13 protein-coding genes are annotated in these 18,532 nt (G+C 56.7%); 12 read left to right on the forward strand and 1 reads right to left on the reverse strand.

Translation table 11 applies throughout. The features are described from left to right. Positions 1–190 precede the first annotated feature (190 nt). From ACR0L9_RS19405 to ACR0L9_RS19440, 8 genes are all read left to right on the forward strand, one after another. Positions 191–859, forward strand: coding sequence for a class I SAM-dependent methyltransferase (locus tag ACR0L9_RS19405; RefSeq protein ID WP_480567828.1), 669 nt, complete (start codon positions 191–193; stop codon positions 857–859). Further along, the gene (locus ACR0L9_RS19410; protein WP_480896458.1) at positions 856–1,776 is read left to right on the forward strand and encodes a hypothetical protein; all 921 of its coding nucleotides are present in this window, start codon (positions 856–858) and stop codon (positions 1,774–1,776) included. Before ACR0L9_RS19405 ends, ACR0L9_RS19410 begins: the two co-directional genes overlap by 4 nt. 515 nt (positions 1,777–2,291) lie before the next feature. Beyond that, positions 2,292–2,810, forward strand: a complete 519-nt coding sequence (gene rplJ / locus ACR0L9_RS19415) for a 50S ribosomal protein L10 (protein WP_010441181.1) — start codon at positions 2,292–2,294, stop codon at positions 2,808–2,810. Between the two features lie 80 nt (positions 2,811–2,890). Further along, positions 2,891–3,265, forward strand: coding sequence for a 50S ribosomal protein L7/L12 (gene rplL / locus ACR0L9_RS19420; RefSeq protein ID WP_010441182.1), 375 nt, complete (start codon positions 2,891–2,893; stop codon positions 3,263–3,265). Between the two features lie 250 nt (positions 3,266–3,515). Next, on the forward strand, positions 3,516–7,652 hold the full coding sequence (rpoB, locus tag ACR0L9_RS19425; RefSeq protein ID WP_170398571.1) for a DNA-directed RNA polymerase subunit beta: 4,137 nt from the start codon (positions 3,516–3,518) through the stop codon (positions 7,650–7,652). 81 nt (positions 7,653–7,733) lie between these two features. Beyond that, positions 7,734–11,975 carry a DNA-directed RNA polymerase subunit beta' gene (rpoC, locus tag ACR0L9_RS19430; protein ID WP_480563100.1) on the forward strand — a complete coding sequence of 1,414 codons (4,242 nt, stop codon included), beginning with the start codon at positions 7,734–7,736 and terminating at the stop codon, positions 11,973–11,975. 141 nt (positions 11,976–12,116) lie between these two features. Further along, positions 12,117–13,190, forward strand: coding sequence for a pyridoxal-phosphate dependent enzyme (locus ACR0L9_RS19435; RefSeq protein ID WP_170596851.1), 1,074 nt, complete (start codon positions 12,117–12,119; stop codon positions 13,188–13,190). A 129-nt stretch (positions 13,191–13,319) separates the two neighbouring features. After that, positions 13,320–14,189, forward strand: a complete 870-nt coding sequence (locus tag ACR0L9_RS19440) for a DMT family transporter (protein ID WP_170398562.1) — start codon at positions 13,320–13,322, stop codon at positions 14,187–14,189. Here the strand turns inward: ACR0L9_RS19440 and ACR0L9_RS19445 are convergent. Beyond that, positions 14,174–14,989, reverse strand: coding sequence for a glycosyltransferase (locus ACR0L9_RS19445; protein WP_480896459.1), 816 nt, complete (start codon positions 14,987–14,989; stop codon positions 14,174–14,176). The two genes, ACR0L9_RS19440 and ACR0L9_RS19445, sit on opposite strands and share 16 nt — an antisense overlap. Before the next feature lie 398 nt (positions 14,990–15,387). On the opposite strand from ACR0L9_RS19445, the gene rpsL reads away from it, so the two are divergent. The 4 genes from rpsL to ACR0L9_RS19465 form a co-directional block, all read left to right on the forward strand. Continuing rightward, on the forward strand, positions 15,388–15,759 hold the full coding sequence (rpsL, locus tag ACR0L9_RS19450; protein WP_005621086.1) for a 30S ribosomal protein S12: 372 nt from the start codon (positions 15,388–15,390) through the stop codon (positions 15,757–15,759). Positions 15,760–15,774: 15 nt separating this feature from the next. Continuing rightward, entirely contained in the window at positions 15,775–16,245 is a 471-nt protein-coding gene (gene rpsG, locus ACR0L9_RS19455; protein ID WP_010441203.1) for a 30S ribosomal protein S7, read from the forward strand. Between the two features lie 18 nt (positions 16,246–16,263). Further along, positions 16,264–18,381, forward strand: coding sequence for an elongation factor G (fusA, locus tag ACR0L9_RS19460; protein ID WP_170328783.1), 2,118 nt, complete (start codon positions 16,264–16,266; stop codon positions 18,379–18,381). 60 nt (positions 18,382–18,441) lie between these two features. Beyond that, positions 18,442–18,532, forward strand: a 91-nt coding sequence (locus ACR0L9_RS19465; protein ID WP_036223564.1) for a GTP-binding protein, incomplete at its 3' end; no start/stop codon positions are given.

The following is an 18,532-nucleotide window of genomic DNA, read 5'->3' on the forward strand; positions in this document are numbered from 1 at the left end:
CCACAAATGAAATCCTGAAGTGTTGCCAATTTCGAACCCGGTTATAGCTATGCTGACTAAAAAGCAGCGGCACGCACAAACATAGATTCAATGCCTCAGCAGCAGTGGCTAAAGAAGCGATTGAACTGGGGGTTGCGGTCTGACACAGTTCCCCCATTGTCGTGTAGTAGCTGTTAGAGAATACCCATCAATGAACCAAAATATTCGTCAGAAATCACTTCCAGAAGATCGACGCGCCTTTTGGGACCAATTTTATGCGAAATCGGCGGGGTCATGGGAGCTTACCTTGCCGTCGCAATTCGCAGCGTTTGTGGGAAATGAGATTGATCGGCAGTCACATGTCATTGACGTAGGGTGTGGGAATGCCCGTGACAGTTTTTTCTTTTCGCGACACGGGTTCAAAGTGACCGGGATGGATGCGTCTGAGGCAGCGATTGCGTCAGCGCAAAAGCATGCACAAAAGCAGGGCGGAGACGATCTTGAATTTGTTCGGACCAATCTCAAAGATGGATTGGTTGAACGGGTGTTGTCCGAGCGACGATCTGAAACCGTTTGCGTTTACGCTCGGTTCTTTTTGCATGCGATCACAGATGATGAAGAGGATGCTCTGATCCGTGCGCTGCGGAGCGGGTGCAGGCCTGGCGATGTCGTGGCGTTCGAATATCGAACGTTGGCGGACCGCGCCACAACGAAAATAGCGGCGCCGCATTTCCGGCGTTACGTAAGTGCGACGGATCTGGATGCCAAAATGGAAGCCTCCGAATTCCGAAAATGCTATGGTGTAGAAGGCGGAGGCTTCGCAAAATATAAAACAGAAGATGCGATCGTCGCCCGCGCGATCTATGAAAAAACACCATGACTGAAGCAGAAGTAATCAAGGAGCTTGCCTTACTTCGTGAGCATGTTTTCAAGCATGCTGCGGCCCAAACTGCACTACCACGGCCTCGTAAAACGCGCCTGGCCGTTAATTCGCTAAAGGAACCAATAAAGCGCTTGGAAAACCAGGCACTCCTTGATGATTGGGAAGAGATTTTCATCCTTCTTTGCTGCCATGGGAGAACAAAGCCTGCCCGGACGCACGGTAGGCTGAAGCATATGGAAACTCGATATGCGGATCAGGGTAAGGAAGCGCGCTTTGCCTCGTTCTTTGAGCGCGTGAAGCAGACGCTATACCCCGATTTCATTACACCGCATGGCTATAACAGAACATTCGGGGAAAAGACTGGCGATGATATCTTTTCAAAACTTGACGCCGAGCTTGAACCCGTAATCCGTTTAGGAAAGCCGATCATGCTGTACGCTGGCGCATTGTTGGGTCATGTTCGCGAGGGTGGATTGATCGGTCACGATGACGATGTCGATTTTGCGGTGTATTTGGGTGAGTCCACGCTTGAAGGCGTCGCAGAAAAATGGGCTGATTATCAGCGAAAGTTGCTGGACAGCGATTGCTTGGATGACAATTCGCTGAAAAACAGCATACCTATCTTCAAAGTCAAAAATAACTTGGGTATTGATATCGATCTGTTTCCGGCATGGACGGAAAACGGGCGCTTTAGCGTGTATCCGTACTCACTTGATGATCTGCCGGAAAGCACGATTTTCCCACTCAAATCGTTTAACGGTGGTGAAATAATGCTGCCACAGGACGCGCCTGCATTGCTGGCCCAAAGTTACGGTAACAATTGGCGGATACCGGACCCGCTTTTTCATTTCCATTGGCGACGGGCGCGCCGTAAGTTTGCACCTTTGTGTCAGCGCGACTTTAGTATCGGTTGAAAGCGCCGCGCCATAGGCCCTCAAGTTGCAATCACATTTGTGCCAAGGGGGTAAGTCAGGGGTATGCCTGACCAGATCAATGTAGGGATATGCGCTTTGTCGCGGCAGGGGTGAGGCTATGGTTTGGGCGCAGCGAATTCTGCAAGCCTTAATGTCGGCTTGTTTCCCAATAACCAAGAGGTCTCAGAACATTTCCAGCTATGTGGCTTCCTCTGCGCAGAAGACGCGAGTCACCTAAATTTACCCCTTGGAAACCCGGCCCATCTGTCCTAATTAGAGCCACGGAATAAAGCGTGCGATTCGTCGTGCGCTTTATTTTGTTTCGTCCAAGACGGTGGGTGGGTCCATCTGGCCCCTTAATTCCCTGCCTGAGACGGGTAAGACCAAAGAATTCTGAGGGTCACGATCCTCGGGCGCATTTTGGCCCATCCCGTAACAACGGACCTGAACGCCGGAGCGAAAGCTGCGGCAAATATGAGCCGGGGTGAGATATCGCCCCTAACTTGGAGAGAACTGTGGATAGAGCCCAGAAAGAGAAAGTGGTCGAGGAACTCGGCCAAATCTTCGAAAGCTCTGGCGTCGTAGTGGTTTCGCACTACGCCGGTCTGACAGTTGCCGAGATGCAGGACCTTCGCGCACGTGCTCGTGACGCGGGTGGTGCCGTGCGTGTTGCCAAGAACAGGCTCGCCAAAATCGCCCTTGAGGGTAAGCCGTGTGAAAGCATGGCCGACCTGCTGACAGGGATGACCGTTCTGACCTATTCCGAGGACCCCGTGGCAGCTGCCAAGGTGGCCGAGGACTTCGCCAAGGATAACAAGAATTTTGAGATCCTCGGCGGTGCAATGGGCGAGAACGCTCTGGACCGCAAAGGCGTCGAAACAGTTTCGAAAATGCCGTCTCGTGAAGAGCTTATTGCTTCGATCGTTGGCTGCATTGGCGCACCTGCTTCGAACATCGCCGGCGCGATTGGCGCACCTGCAAGCAACATCGCAAGCATCCTTTCCACCATCGAAGAGAAGGCGGAAGCTGCGTAAGCGGTTGGCACTGAATGATCTGCGTAGGGGAACCACCCTGACGTTGGAACACACACTGTAAAACGGAAAGAGCTAATACAATGGCTGATCTGAAAGCACTCGCAGAAAGCATCGTGGGTCTGACCCTGCTGGAAGCACAAGAACTGAAAACCATCCTCAAAGACGAATACGGCATCGAGCCCGCAGCTGGCGGCGCCGTAATGGTTGCAGCTGGTGGCGACGCCGGTGGCGCAGCTGAGGAAGAAAAAACCGAATTCGACGTCGTTCTGAAGAACGCCGGCGCTTCGAAAATCAACGTGATCAAAGAAGTTCGCGGCATCACCGGTCTGGGCCTGAAAGAAGCCAAAGAGCTGGTCGAAGCTGGCGGCAAGATCAAAGAAGGCGTGTCGAAAGACGAAGCCGAGGAAGTCAAAGGCAAGCTGGAAGCAGCTGGCGCCGAAGTCGAGCTGGCCTAAGCCAACCGACAGGTGCATCGCTGATGCGCCGCAAAATTTGGCTGGGTCCGGAGAAATCCGGGTCCAGCCGAACCTGTCTTAGAAAGGGCCTCATTGTCTGGGGCGTTTTCTAAGACACGGTTTTCGGATCGGGAGGCCACCTTCGGGACGGTGGTCACGAATTGATCCGGACGTGTCGTCTCGATTGTGCAAGATGCCGGGGCCCGACGGTGTCTTTGCCCGCTGAGAACATCGAAAGGTGACATCTGACATGGCTCAAACGTTCCTTGGCCAGAAACGTCTTCGTAAATATTACGGCAAAATCCGCGAAGTGCTGGAGATGCCGAACCTCATTGAGGTGCAGAAATCTTCTTATGATCTTTTCCTGCGCTCCGGCGATGCAGAACAGCCCACAGACGGCGAAGGCATCAAAGGTGTGTTCCAGTCGGTTTTCCCGATCAAGGATTTCAACGAAACCTCCGTTCTGGAGTTCGTGAAATACGATCTGGAAAAACCCAAATACGACGTCGAAGAGTGCATGCAGCGCGACATGACCTACAGCGCGCCGCTGAAGGTCACACTGCGCCTGATCGTGTTTGATGTCGATGAGGACACCGGCGCCAAATCGGTCAAGGACATCAAAGAACAGGACGTGTTCATGGGCGACATGCCCCTGATGACACCGAACGGCACGTTCATCGTGAACGGCACCGAGCGCGTGATCGTCAGCCAGATGCACCGCTCACCCGGTGTGTTCTTTGATCACGACAAGGGCAAGACCCATTCCTCGGGCAAGCTGCTGTTTGCCTGCCGCATCATCCCGTATCGCGGCAGCTGGCTGGACTTTGAGTTCGACGCCAAGGACATCGTGTTCGCCCGTATCGACCGTCGTCGCAAACTGCCTGTGACAACCCTGCTTTATGCGCTGGGTCTGGATCAGGAAGCGATCATGGACGCGTATTACAACACCGTGTCCTACAAGCTGGACAAGAAGAAAGGCTGGGTTACGCCCTTCTTCCCCGAGCGTGTGCGCGGCACCCGTCCGACATATGATCTGATCGACGCGAAATCGGGCGAAGTGATTGCCGAAGCGGGCAAGAAAGTCACCCCGCGCGCGGTCAAGAAGCTGATCGACGAAGGTGCTGTTACCGACCTGCTGGTGCCCTTCGACAACATCGTCGGCAAGTATGTCGCCAAGGACATCATCAACGAAGAAAACGGCGCGATCTATGTCGAAGCCGGTGATGAGCTGACCCTGGAGTATGACAAAGACGGCGACCTGATCGGCGGCACCGTCAAGGACCTGATGGATGCGGGCATCACCGACATCCCGGTTCTGGACATCGACAACGTCAACGTTGGCCCCTACATGCGCAACACCATGGCTCAGGATAAGAACCTGAACCGTGAAAGCGCGCTGATGGACATCTACCGCGTCATGCGTCCGGGCGAGCCTCCCACCGTCGAGGCTGCGTCGGCTCTGTTCGACACCCTGTTCTTCGACAGCGAGCGCTATGACCTGTCCGCCGTTGGCCGCGTGAAGATGAACATGCGTCTGGCTCTGGACGCGCCGGACACCCTGCGCACCCTGCGTCGCGAAGACATCGTGGCCTGCATCAAGGCGCTGGTTGAGCTGCGTGATGGCAAAGGCGACGTGGACGATATTGACCACCTCGGCAACCGTCGTGTGCGTTCGGTCGGTGAACTGATGGAAAACCAGTACCGCGTCGGTCTGCTGCGCATGGAGCGCGCGATCAAAGAGCGTATGTCGTCGGTTGAAATCGACACCGTCATGCCGCAGGACTTGATCAACGCGAAACCGGCTGCGGCTGCTGTTCGTGAATTCTTCGGCTCGTCGCAGCTGTCGCAGTTCATGGACCAGACCAACCCGCTGTCCGAAGTCACCCACAAACGCCGTCTCTCGGCGCTTGGCCCGGGTGGTCTGACGCGTGAGCGTGCGGGCTTTGAGGTGCGCGACGTACACCCGACCCACTATGGCCGGATGTGCCCGATTGAAACGCCAGAAGGTCCGAACATCGGTCTGATCAACTCGCTGGCCACCTTTGCCCGCGTGAACAAGTATGGCTTCATCGAAACACCCTACCGCGTCGTCAAAGACGCCGAGGTGACCGATGAGGTTCACTACATGTCCGCGACCGAAGAAATGCGTCACACCGTGGCGCAGGCGAACGCGACGCTGGATGCCGATGGCAAGTTCATCAACGATCTGGTTTCGACCCGTCAGGCCGGTGACTACACCCTCGCCCCGCGCGAGAATGTGGACCTGATCGACGTGTCGCCGAAACAGCTGGTCTCGGTTGCTGCATCGCTGATCCCATTCCTTGAGAATGACGACGCCAACCGCGCTCTGATGGGCTCGAACATGCAACGTCAGGCGGTTCCACTGCTGCGCGCCGAAGCGCCGCTGGTCGGTACCGGGATCGAGGAAAAGGTCGCGATCGACTCAGGCGCTGCGATTCAGGCGAAACGCGCCGGTATCATCGACCAGGTCGATGCCCAGCGTATCGTTATTCGCGCCACCGAGGATTTGGAACTGGGCGACGCTGGCGTTGACATCTATCGACTGCGCAAATTCCAGCGGTCGAACCAGAACACCTGCATCAACCAGCGTCCGCTGATCAAGGTGGGTGACACCGTCCAGAAGGGCGAAGTTATTGCCGACGGTCCGTCGACCGATATGGGTGAACTGGCGCTTGGTAAGAACGTGGTCGTCGCGTTCATGCCGTGGAACGGTTACAACTACGAAGACTCGATCCTGATCTCGGAACGTATCGCGCGTGACGACGTCTTCACCTCGGTCCATATCGAGGAGTTCGAAGTCGCCGCCCGTGACACCAAGCTGGGCCCGGAAGAGATCACCCGCGACATTCCGAACGTCGGTGAAGAAGCGCTGCGCAACCTCGACGAGGCAGGCATCGTTTACATCGGTGCGGATGTTGAGCCGGGCGATATTCTGGTCGGCAAGATCACTCCGAAGGGCGAAAGCCCGATGACCCCGGAAGAAAAGCTGCTGCGCGCCATCTTTGGTGAGAAAGCATCTGACGTGCGCGACACCTCGCTGCGCGTGAAGCCGGGCGATTACGGTACGGTTGTTGAGGTCCGCGTCTTCAACCGTCACGGCGTCGAGAAAGACGAGCGTGCGCTGCAGATCGAGCGTGAGGAAGTCGAACGTCTGGCCCGTGACCGGGACGACGAGCTGGCGATCCTTGACCGCAACATCTATGCGCGTCTGCAAGGCCTGATCCTGGGTAAAACCGCTGTCAAAGGCCCGAAAGGCGTCAAGGCAGGGTCGGTGATCACCGAGGATCTGCTGGAAACCCTGACCCGCGGTCAGTGGTGGCAGTTGGCGCTGGAAGGCGAGCAGGATGCACAGATCGTTGAAGCTCTGAACGAGCAATACGAAGTGCAAAAGCGTGCTCTGGACGCCCGTTTCGAGGACAAGGTCGAGAAAGTCCGTCGTGGCGACGACCTGCCGCCGGGTGTGATGAAGATGGTCAAAGTCTTCATCGCCGTGAAGCGTAAGCTGCAGCCGGGCGACAAGATGGCCGGTCGTCACGGGAACAAAGGTGTTATCTCCAAGGTTGTTCCGATGGAAGACATGCCGTTCCTGGCCGATGGTACTCCGGTTGACTTCTGTCTGAACCCGCTGGGTGTGCCTTCGCGTATGAACGTCGGTCAGATCCTTGAAACCCACATGGGTTGGGCCGCACGCGGTCTGGGTCTGAACATCGATGAGGCTCTGGGTGAGTACCGCCGTTCCGGCGATCTGACCCCGGTGCGCGAAGCGATGAAGCTGGCCTATGGCGAGGATGTCTACGAAGAAGGCATCACCGGTCTGGACGAGGATGGCCTGATCGAGGCTGCGGGCAACGTGACCCGTGGTGTTCCGATCGCTACTCCGGTCTTCGACGGTGCCAAAGAAGCAGACGTCAACGACGCGCTGGTGCGTGCGGGCTTCTCGGAAAGCGGTCAGTCGGTTCTGTTCGACGGTCGCACCGGTGAGCAATTCGCGCGCCCGGTCACCGTGGGCATCAAGTACCTGCTGAAATTGCACCACCTGGTGGACGACAAGATCCACGCGCGTTCGACCGGGCCGTACAGCCTGGTTACCCAGCAGCCGCTGGGTGGTAAGGCGCAGTTTGGTGGTCAGCGCTTTGGTGAGATGGAGGTCTGGGCTCTGGAAGCTTACGGCGCCGCCTACACCCTGCAGGAGATGCTCACCGTTAAATCGGATGACGTCGCCGGCCGGACCAAGGTCTATGAGTCGATCGTCAAGGGCGAGGATAACTTTGAAGCGGGCGTACCGGAATCGTTCAACGTTCTGGTTAAAGAAGTCCGTGGCCTCGGCCTGAATATGGAACTCCTGGATGCGGAGGTTGAGGAATAAGAATTTTGAAAAAATTCTTGGGCGGAAACTTTTTAAGTTTCCGCTCACCTCTCCCCCCTTCCGCAAGATTTGAGGTAACAAATGAACCAGGAAATCACCAACAACCCGTTTAACCCGCTGACGCCCCCGAAGGTTTTCGACGAGATCAAGGTCTCGCTGGCGAGCCCTGAGCGGATTCTGTCTTGGTCCTATGGCGAGATCAAGAAACCCGAAACCATCAACTACCGGACGTTCAAGCCTGAGCGTGACGGTCTGTTCTGCGCGCGTATCTTTGGCCCGATCAAAGATTACGAATGTCTATGCGGTAAATATAAGCGGATGAAATATCGCGGCGTTGTCTGCGAGAAATGCGGTGTGGAAGTCACCCTGCAGAAAGTCCGCCGTGAGCGTATGGGCCATATCGAACTGGCCGCGCCCGTCGCACACATCTGGTTCCTGAAGTCGCTGCCGTCCCGCATCGGTCTGATGCTGGACATGACGCTGCGTGATCTGGAACGCGTTCTGTACTTTGAAAACTACGTCGTCATCGAGCCCGGTCTGACCGACCTGACCTATGGCCAGATGCTGACCGAAGAAGAGTACATGGACGCGCAGGATGCCTATGGCATGGACGCGTTCACCGCCAATATCGGCGCTGAAGCCATCCGTGAGATGCTGGCCCAGATCGATCTGGAAGCCGAAGCCGAGCAGCTGCGCGCTGATCTGGCCGAAGCAACCGGCGAGTTGAAGCCCAAAAAGATCATCAAGCGTCTGAAGGTTGTTGAATCCTTCCTCGAGTCGGGCAACCGCCCCGAGTGGATGGTCATGACCGTGATCCCGGTCATTCCGCCGGAACTGCGTCCGCTGGTTCCGCTGGATGGTGGCCGGTTCGCGACCTCGGATCTGAACGATCTGTATCGCCGCGTCATCAACCGGAACAACCGTCTGAAGCGTCTGATCGAGCTGCGCGCGCCTGACATCATCGTCCGCAACGAAAAGCGGATGCTGCAGGAATCCGTGGACGCTCTGTTCGACAACGGCCGTCGTGGCCGCGTGATCACCGGCGCCAACAAGCGTCCGCTGAAATCGCTGTCGGACATGCTGAAAGGCAAGCAGGGCCGCTTCCGTCAGAACCTTCTTGGTAAGCGCGTCGACTTCTCGGGCCGTTCGGTCATCGTGACCGGTCCGGAACTCAAACTGCACCAGTGTGGTCTGCCCAAGAAGATGGCGTTGGAGCTGTTCAAGCCGTTCATATACTCGCGCCTTGAAGCCAAGGGTCTGTCTTCGACTGTTAAGCAAGCGAAGAAACTGGTCGAGAAAGAACGTCCCGAAGTGTGGGATATCCTCGACGAGGTGATCCGCGAACATCCTGTCATGCTGAACCGTGCGCCGACGCTGCACCGTCTTGGCATTCAGGCGTTCGAGCCGGTTCTGATCGAAGGTAAAGCCATCCAGCTGCACCCGCTGGTCTGTTCGGCCTTTAACGCCGACTTCGACGGTGACCAGATGGCCGTTCACGTTCCGCTGAGCCTTGAGGCCCAGCTGGAAGCCCGTGTTCTGATGATGTCGACGAACAACGTTCTTTCGCCGGCAAACGGCGCGCCGATCATCGTTCCGTCGCAGGATATGATCTTGGGTCTGTACTATGTGACCCTCGAACGCGAAGGCATGCCGGGCGAAGGCAAGGTCTTCGGTTCGATCGAAGAAGTTCAGCACGCGCTGGACGCCGGTGAGGTGCATCTGCACTCGAAAATCACCGCGCGGATCACGCAGATCGACGACGAAGGCAACGAAGTTCAGAAGCGCTATGAAACCACTCCGGGCCGTCTGCGTCTGGGTGCATTGCTGCCGATGAACAACAAAGCCCCGTTCGAGCTGGTCAACCGCCTGCTGCGGAAGAAAGAAGTGCAGCAGGTGATCGACACCGTCTACCGTTACTGCGGTCAGAAAGAGTCGGTTATCTTCTGTGACCAGATCATGTCGATGGGCTTCAAAGAAGCGTTCAAGGCGGGCATCTCGTTCGGTAAGGACGACATGGTCATCCCGGATGACAAGTGGGGCATCGTTGATGACACCCGCGGTCAGGTGAAGGACTTTGAACAGCAGTACATGGACGGCCTGATCACTCAGGGCGAAAAGTACAACAAAGTTGTTGATGCCTGGTCGAAGTGTAACGACCGCGTCACCGAAGCGATGATGAGCACCATCTCGGACGTTGCCAAGGCCGAAGACGGGTCAGATCAAGAGCCGAACTCGGTCTACATGATGGCCCACTCCGGTGCGCGTGGCTCGGTCACTCAGATGAAACAGCTGGGCGGTATGCGTGGCCTGATGGCCAAGCCGAACGGTGACATCATCGAGACGCCGATTATCTCGAACTTTAAAGAAGGTCTGACCGTTCTCGAGTACTTCAACTCGACCCACGGTGCCCGTAAGGGTCTGTCGGATACCGCTCTGAAGACGGCGAACTCGGGTTACCTGACCCGTCGTCTGGTGGACGTCGCACAGGACTGCATCGTTCGCGAGATCGACTGTGGTACTGAGCGTGCGATCACAGCCGAAGCCGCCGTGAATGACGGTGAGGTTGTTGCCTCGCTGGCCGAACGTGTGCTGGGTCGTGTGGCGGCTGACGATGTTCTGCGTCCGGGCACGGATGAGGTGATCGTGGCCGCTGGTCAGTTGATCGACGAACGCATGGCGGACACCGTTGACGAAGCTGGTGTTGCGTCGATGCGCATCCGCTCGCCTCTGACCTGTGAGTCCGAGGAAGGCGTCTGCGCCACCTGCTACGGTCGTGACCTTGCACGCGGCACGATGGTGAACACAGGTGAGGCTGTCGGCATCATCGCCGCGCAGTCCATTGGTGAACCCGGTACGCAGCTGACGATGCGTACTTTCCACATCGGTGGTGTTGCGCAAGGTGGTCAGCAGTCGTTCCAGGAAGCCAGCCAGGAAGGCGTCGTTTCCTTCGAGAACCCGCAGATTCTGGTCAATGCCGCAGGCGAAAGCCTCGTTATGGGCCGGAACATGAAGCTGGTGATCAGCGACGAACACGGCGAAGAGCGTGCCAGCCACAAGCTGGGCTATGGCTCCAAGCTGTTCGTCAAGGACGGCACCAAGGTTGCTCGTGGCGACAAGCTGTTCGAATGGGATCCCTACACCCTGCCGATCATCGCCGAGAAAGCCGGTACCGCGAAATATGTCGACCTTGTTTCGGGCCTTGCGGTCCGGGATGAGACCGACGATGCAACCGGCATGACCCAGAAGATCGTGATCGACTGGCGCGCGGCCCCCAAAGGCAGCGACCTCAAGCCCGAGATCATTCTGGTTGGTGAAGATGGCGAGCCGGTCCGCAATGACGCGGGCAACCCGGTTCACTATCCGATGTCGGTGGATGCGATCCTGTCGGTCGAAGATGGCCAGCAAATCGAAGCCGGTGACGTTGTCGCGCGTATCCCGCGTGAAGGCGCCAAGACCAAGGACATCACCGGTGGTCTGCCACGTGTGGCCGAACTGTTCGAAGCCCGTCGTCCGAAAGATCACGCGATCATCGCAGAAGCCGATGGTTACGTGCGCTTTGGCCGCGACTACAAGAACAAGCGCCGCATCAGCATCGAACCGGCTGACGAGTCCATGGAGACCATCGAATACATGGTACCCAAGGGCAAGCACATCCCGGTCGCCGAAGGGGACTTCATCCAGAAGGGTGAATACCTGATGGACGGTAACCCGGCTCCGCATGACATCCTGTCGATCATGGGTGTCGAAGCGTTGGCGGATTACATGATCGACGAGGTGCAGGACGTCTACCGCTTGCAGGGCGTTAAGATCAACGACAAGCACATCGAGGTCATCGTGCGCCAGATGCTGCAGAAGTGGGAGATCCTGGATTCAGGTGACACCACCCTGCTGAAAGGCGAACATGTCGACAAGCAAGAGTTCGACGCAGCCAACGAGAAGACTATCTCGCGTGGCGGTCGTCCGGCTCAGGGTGAGCCGATCCTTCTGGGGATCACCAAAGCTTCGCTGCAGACGCGTTCCTTCATCTCGGCAGCGTCCTTCCAGGAAACCACCCGCGTGCTGACCGAAGCCTCGGTTCAGGGCAAGAAAGACAAGCTGGTTGGCCTGAAAGAGAACGTCATCGTTGGTCGCCTGATCCCTGCCGGTACCGGTGGGGCCACTCAGGCCGTCCGCCACATCGCGCAATCGCGTGACAACGTGGTTATCGAAGCCCGCCGGGAAGAGGCCGAAGCGGCCGCTGCTCTGGCCGCTCCGACCTTCGACGACGACATGGTCGGTGATGAGCTGGACGTTCTGGTGGAAACACCGGAAAGCCGCGAATAGGCACCCTCAATAACTAAGAAAGGCCCCGCGATCTCGCGGGGCCTTTCTTGTTGTGAGCGCTCCGAGGCGAACTCTCACAAAGATAGTTACTAATGTGACCCGGTTTGTGGCATGCTTTCGTCAACAAAGGAGGGGGCCGCAATGACAACTCGTCAAACGCATGGGCGAAAGCGCCTGTATGACAGTATTTTGGACACCGTCGGAGACACGCCAAGCATACGAATAAACAGGATCGCGCCCTCAAACGTGACGGTTTACGTAAAATTCGAAGCGTTTAACCCGGCCAGTTCTGTCAAAGATCGCCTTGCCCTCAACATCATCGAAGCGGCAGAACGCGACGGTAGCTTAAAACCCGGTCAGACAGTAGTTGAGGCGACCTCGGGGAATACCGGTATCGGGCTGGCGATGGTCTGCGCGGCCAAAGGCTATCCCTTGGTTGTGACTATGGCCGACAGCTTCTCGGTCGAACGACGCAAGCTGATGCGGTTTTTGGGGGCAAAAGTTGTCCTGACACCGCGCGCGCAAAAGGGGTTCGGCATGTATACAAAAGCTAAGGAACTGGCCGAGCAGAACGGTTGGTTCCTGGCCAGCCAGTTTGAAACCGCAGCCAACGCCGATATACACGAAAATACCACCGCGCAGGAAATCTTGGGTGACTTTGATGGGCAGAATCTCGACTATTGGGTTACGGGCTATGGCACTGGCGGGACCGTCTCGGGCGTGGCCCGGGCTCTTAGAAAAGCGCGCCCTGAGACCAAGATCATCCTGACAGAGCCTGCCAACGCAGCCATTGTGTCGTCAGGATATGTGAACACGCGCAATGAAATACACCAGCCGACCGAGAGCCACCCGAACTTCGAACCGCATCCGATACAGGGTTGGACGCCTGATTTCATTCCGTGGGTTCTGCAGGAGGCCATTGATAACTCGTACTATGATGAGTTGATTCCCGTTCCCGGTAGCGACGGTATTGCATGGTCGCGCCGTTTGGCCGCGGAAGAGGGGATTTTTACCGGTATTTCTGGTGGCTCGACCTTTGCGGTCGCGATGAAACTGGCCGAGACTGCGCCGGAAGGTTCCGTCATGTTGGTAATGTTGCCAGATACGGGCGAGCGTTACCTTTCGACCCCATTGTTTGATGGCGTAGAAGAGGAGATGACGGATGATGAGATCGAGATCTCGAAATCTACGCCTTCCGCCCAGATGACAGATTGAAACGACTGAAAAGTCGACAGTTTGTGTAGCTCGTCGGAACTATTACTGCAGGATTGTCCGGCGCATATTGACTTCGTGATCGATTGAACAGTGAGTACGGCGATATATTGAAGACCGGGTGTTGATTAAATGAGTCCTAACGTTAAAGGCGCGCTGCTGATGATGGGCAGCATGGCGGCCTTTACCGTCAATGATGCGTTGGTGAAAGTGGTGGGGCAAGATCTGCCTCTGTTCCAACTTGTGACCATGCGCGGAGTTTTGGCGACAGTTCTTGTGTTGATAATGGCCCGTTATCTTGGGGCGCTTCACCTGAATTTTCCCCTCCATGACAAATGGCTTATCGCATTACGTTGCCTGGCAGAGTTGGCGGCGACCATCTTCTTTTTAACGGCTCTGATGCACATGCCGCTTGCCAACGTTACGGCAGTTCTACAGGCGTTGCCGCTGACCGTGACTTTGGGTGCTGCCTTATTCTTCGGTGAAGTAATTGGATGGAGACGTATTGCTGCAATTGCGCTTGGGTTCGTCGGTATGTTGTTGATCGTTCGGCCCGGTCCTGAAGGATTCAGCATCTATGCGATTTACGCATTGATTGCGGTTGCTTCCGTTACAGTTCGCGATTTGATCACCCGCCGAATGTCAGCTGAAGTACCTTCTATGGTGGTAACACTGGCGACATCCCTCACTATCACATTGGCAGCGATCATCGTCTCCACGTTTGAAGGATGGGTGCCGGTCTCGACCGCATCTGGAGCGATGATCGCCAGCGCTGCGGTCTTTGTTCTGATAGGCTATCTGTTCAGTGTCATGGTGATGCGCGTGGGCGAGGTCGGTTTTGTTGCGCCATTTCGCTATTCCAGCCTGCTTTGGGCACTGGGACTGGGGTGGGCTGTGTTTGGTGACTGGCCGGACGCGATCACAATGCTGGGTGGTGCATTGGTAGTTGGGGCAGGGATGTTCACTCTGTTTCGCGAACGGTCGCGTCAGGCGGAGAAGTGAGGCAAACGTACGAAACCGGGGTTTAGCGCGAAACGCGTGGCAAAATCGGTCTCGATTTCGGGCGTGATCGGCGCAAGCTGCGCCTTCTGCTTTTCAGCGCGCGGCGAGTCGTTGGAGTTGTTCAATGTCCTGATCCACATCGGGCGATCAGGATAACTGACCACTGGCATGAAACGCCCGATCCGGTTGTGGGTAAAACTTATGATCGTGTGGTCGCACCCGCCCGCGATATGCATGCCCAAGCCCACCCCAAGCAGAGATTTGTAGACTTGTGCCGCCCGAACCCCATTCGGCCCAAAGCTGGCCTGGTATCCGTTGTTGAAATCGAGGCCTATGGCCTGATTTTTTCCAATCAGCCCGGCAACATCATCGGCGGACTCGCGCAGTCTTTCGATGAAATCAATCGAAATGCTGTCGTCGTCATCATGGCGAAATTGAAGACAGGGCCGGTCCGGGTTTGAACGCGCTTCCTGAAGGATTCGTTTCATGACCTGCCGGTGTTTATGGCTTGGTTCGACGGGTCTTTGGACAATTCGTACCTGCTTGATGTCAGCGGTGAGGTCCTTAAGCCGGTCGAGCGCCTTTCGCGGCAGACAGTCCCCAACAACGACCAGAAGCTGATAGTCCCCATCTGTCTGCGTGCGAAAGCTGGGCAACGTCACAGATTCGAACAAGCGGAACCGCTCTTCCAGACGAGCAGGGTTGTAGAGATGGGCGCGCCGATCTGCGACCGTGTCATGTTCGATCTGGAAATCGCCCAGAGCAGGGAATGAAAATCGGCACAGGCCAAAGACTTGCATGGGGCATCCAATGGTTTGCAGGGCATGCTCACTATGCATCCGGTGCCGGAGTGCTGCAATGCGTCGGCGCAGTGGGAATCTCCATTAGTTCCTGATAGACGGCCGGAGCTCTTATGTACAACACGCCTTTCCCGCTGGGCTGTTGACACTCGGGCCGACTCCCCTTAATACGCGCGACATCTCGGTACCGGGGGCCGCCCCATAACCGATTTCAGTAATGAACTGGTCAAGGCCCGAACACTTTTATCGTTCGCGCCCTCTGATAACAAACCGCGACGTTCACCTCGGAATGGGAACGCTCGCGGGTTTTGCGCTTGTGGACGCATGAGTGCAGCGAATTTAACCGCACGCAACGCGCGTGCATGTCATGTGTGTTGCAAAACGGGGAAGAAACCGGAATGCCAACTATTCAACAGCTGATCCGCAAACCGCGGCAGCCCAAAGTAAAACGCTCGAAGTCCATGCACCTGGAGCAGTGCCCGCAGAAACGCGGCGTCTGCACCCGCGTGTACACCACCACACCGAAGAAGCCGAACTCGGCTATGCGTAAGGTTGCCAAAGTGCGCTTGACCAACGGGTTCGAGGTCATCTCGTACATCCCGGGTGAAAGCCACAACCTGCAGGAACACTCGGTTGTTCTGATCCGTGGCGGCCGTGTAAAAGACCTTCCCGGTGTGCGTTACCACATCCTGCGCGGTGTTCTGGATACTCAGGGCGTCAAAGATCGTAAGCAACGTCGTTCGAAATACGGCGCGAAGCGTCCCAAGTAAGAAGGAGAGGCTGATATGTCACGTCGTCACGCCGCCGAAAAACGCGAAGTACTGCCTGACGCCAAATTTGGCGACAAGGTACTGACCAAATTCATGAACAACCTGATGATCGACGGCAAGAAGTCGGTCGCAGAGCGCATCGTTTACAACGCGTTTGACCGCGTTGAGAACAAGGTAAAGCGCGCTCCTGTCGAAGTGTTCCACGAAGCGCTCGACAACATCAAACCGTCGGTCGAGGTTCGCTCGCGCCGGGTTGGTGGTGCAACCTATCAGGTTCCGGTCGAAGTGCGCCCTGAGCGCCGCGAAGCACTGGCCATCCGCTGGCTGATCACTGCTGCGCGCGGCCGCAACGAAAACACCATGGAAGAGCGCCTTGCAGGCGAGCTGCTGGACGCCGTTCAGTCCCGCGGTACTGCCGTCAAGAAACGCGAAGACACCCACAAGATGGCCGAGGCGAACAAAGCCTTCAGCCATTATCGTTGGTAATCCGAGAGGCTTAGACCAATGGCACGCGAATATCCGCTCGAACTGTACCGTAACTTCGGTATCATGGCGCACATCGACGCAGGTAAGACCACCTGCTCGGAGCGTATCCTGTATTACACTGGTAAATCCCACAACATCGGTGAGGTGCACGATGGTGCAGCCACCATGGACTGGATGGAGCAGGAGCAGGAACGCGGCATCACCATCACTTCGGCTGCGACCACCACTTTCTGGGAACGCACCGAGGACGGTCAGACCGCAGAAACTCCTAAGCACCGCCTGAACATCATCGACACCCCCGGCCACGTTGACTTCACCATCGAAGTTGAGCGTTCGCTGGCGGTTCTCGACGGTGCCGTCTGCGTTCTGGACGCAAACGCCGGTGTTGAGCCCCAGACCGAAACCGTGTGGCGTCAGGCTGACCGCTACAAGGTTCCGCGTATGGTTTTCGTCAACAAGATGGACAAGATCGGCGCAGACTTCTTCAACTGCGTCAACATGATCGAAGACCGTACCGGCGCACGCGCTGTTCCGGTTGGTATTCCGATCGGTGCCGAGTCCGAGCTGGAAGGCCTGATCGACCTGGTCACCATGGAAGAGTGGCTGTGGCAGGGCGAAGATCTGGGCGCAAGCTGGATCAAAGCTCCTATCCGCGACAGCCTGAAAGACATGGCTGACGAATGGCGCGGCAAGATGATCGAAGCGGCCGTCGAAATGGACGACGACGCGATGATGGAATACCTGGAAGGCAATGAGCCCGACGTTCCGACCCTGCGCGCCCTGCTGCGCAAAGGTACTCTGGAAATCGCGTTCGTTCCGGTTCTGGGTGGTTCGGCGTTCAAGAACAAAGGCGTTCAGCCGCTCCTCAACGCTGTGATCGACTATCTGCCCAGCCCGCTGGACGTTGTTGATTACATGGGCTTCAAACCCGGCGACGAGGAAGAAGTTCGTGACATCGCCCGTCGTGCAGACGACGACATGGCCTTCTCGGGTCTGGCGTTCAAAATCATGAACGACCCCTTCGTTGGCTCGCTGACCTTCACCCGGATCTACTCGGGCACCATGAACAAGGGTGACTCTATCCTGAACTCGACCAAAGGTAAGAAAGAGCGCATCGGTCGTATGATGATGATGCACTCGAACAACCGGGAAGAGATCGAAGAAGCGTTTGCAGGCGACATCATCGCGCTGGCGGGTCTGAAAGACACCACCACCGGCGACACTCTGTGTGACGCGAAGGATCCGGTGGTTCTGGAAACCATGACCTTCCCCGACCCGGTGATCGAAATCGCGGTCGAGCCCAAAACCAAGGGCGACCAAGAGAAGATGTCCCAGGGTCTGGCCCGTCTGGCCGCCGAAGACCCGTCCTTCCGCGTGGAAACCGACCTGGAGTCGGGTCAGACCATCATGAAGGGCATGGGCGAACTTCACCTGGACATCCTGGTTGACCGTCTAAAGCGCGAGTTCAAGGTTGAAGCGAACATCGGTGCACCTCAGGTGGCCTATCGCGAAACCATCTCGATGCCGGTCGAGCACACCTACACCCACAAGAAACAGTCGGGTGGTTCGGGTCAGTTCGCGGAAGTCAAGCTGGAGATCCAGCCGACCGAAGCAGGCGAAGGTTACTCGTTCGAAAGCCGCATCGTTGGTGGTGCCGTTCCGAAGGAATACATCCCGGGTGTTGAAAAAGGCATCAACTCGGTCATGGATAGCGGCCCGCTGGCTGGCTTCCCCGTGATCGACTTCAAGGTTGCCCTGCTGGACGGTAAGTTCCACGACGTTGACTCGAGCGTTCTGGCGTTCGAAATCGCATCGCGGATGTGTATGCGTGAAGGCATGCGCAAAGCTGGCGCGAAGCTGCTGGAACCGATCATGAAGGTCGAAGTGATCACCCCGGAAGAATACACCGGCGGTATCATCGGCGACCTGACCTCGCGTCGTGGCCAGGTCTCTGGTCAGGAACCGCGCGGCAACGCAATCGCGATCGATGCGTTCGTTCCGCTGGCCAACATGTTCGGCTACATCAACACTCTGCGTTCGATGTCGTCGGGCCGTGCCCAGTTCACCATGCAGTTCGACCACTACGATCCGGTTCCGCAGAACATCTCGGACGAGATTCAGGCGAAATACGCATAAGCGAAGATTTGAGGGAGCTCCGGCCAGGGGCTCCCTTCATTACCGAAAAAGGAGGCCATCATGGCAAAGGAAAAGTTTGAGCGTAATAAGCCGCACGTCAACATCGGCACGATTGGCCACGTTGACCACGGCAAGACCACGCTGACCGCAG

Source organism: Ruegeria sp. I3 (genome assembly GCF_056532525.1).

Excerpts from the sequence above, each read along its gene's own strand:
- rpoC (WP_480563100.1), top strand. The coding sequence starts at position 7,734 with ATGAACCAGGAAATCACCAACAACCCGTTTAACCCGCTGACGCCCCCG.
- ACR0L9_RS19440 (WP_170398562.1), top strand. The coding sequence starts at position 13,320 with ATGAGTCCTAACGTTAAAGGCGCGCTGCTGATGATGGGCAGCATGGCG.
- rpsG (WP_010441203.1), top strand. The coding sequence starts at position 15,775 with ATGTCACGTCGTCACGCCGCCGAAAAACGCGAAGTACTGCCTGACGCC.
- rpoB (WP_170398571.1), top strand. The coding sequence starts at position 3,516 with ATGGCTCAAACGTTCCTTGGCCAGAAACGTCTTCGTAAATATTACGGC.
- fusA (WP_170328783.1), top strand. The coding sequence starts at position 16,264 with ATGGCACGCGAATATCCGCTCGAACTGTACCGTAACTTCGGTATCATG.
- ACR0L9_RS19435 (WP_170596851.1), top strand. The coding sequence starts at position 12,117 with ATGACAACTCGTCAAACGCATGGGCGAAAGCGCCTGTATGACAGTATT.
- rpsL (WP_005621086.1), top strand. The coding sequence starts at position 15,388 with ATGCCAACTATTCAACAGCTGATCCGCAAACCGCGGCAGCCCAAAGTA.
- ACR0L9_RS19410 (WP_480896458.1), top strand. The coding sequence starts at position 856 with ATGACTGAAGCAGAAGTAATCAAGGAGCTTGCCTTACTTCGTGAGCAT.
- ACR0L9_RS19405 (WP_480567828.1), top strand. The coding sequence starts at position 191 with ATGAACCAAAATATTCGTCAGAAATCACTTCCAGAAGATCGACGCGCC.
- ACR0L9_RS19445 (WP_480896459.1), bottom strand. The coding sequence starts at position 14,989 with ATGCAAGTCTTTGGCCTGTGCCGATTTTCATTCCCTGCTCTGGGCGAT.
- rplL (WP_010441182.1), top strand. The coding sequence starts at position 2,891 with ATGGCTGATCTGAAAGCACTCGCAGAAAGCATCGTGGGTCTGACCCTG.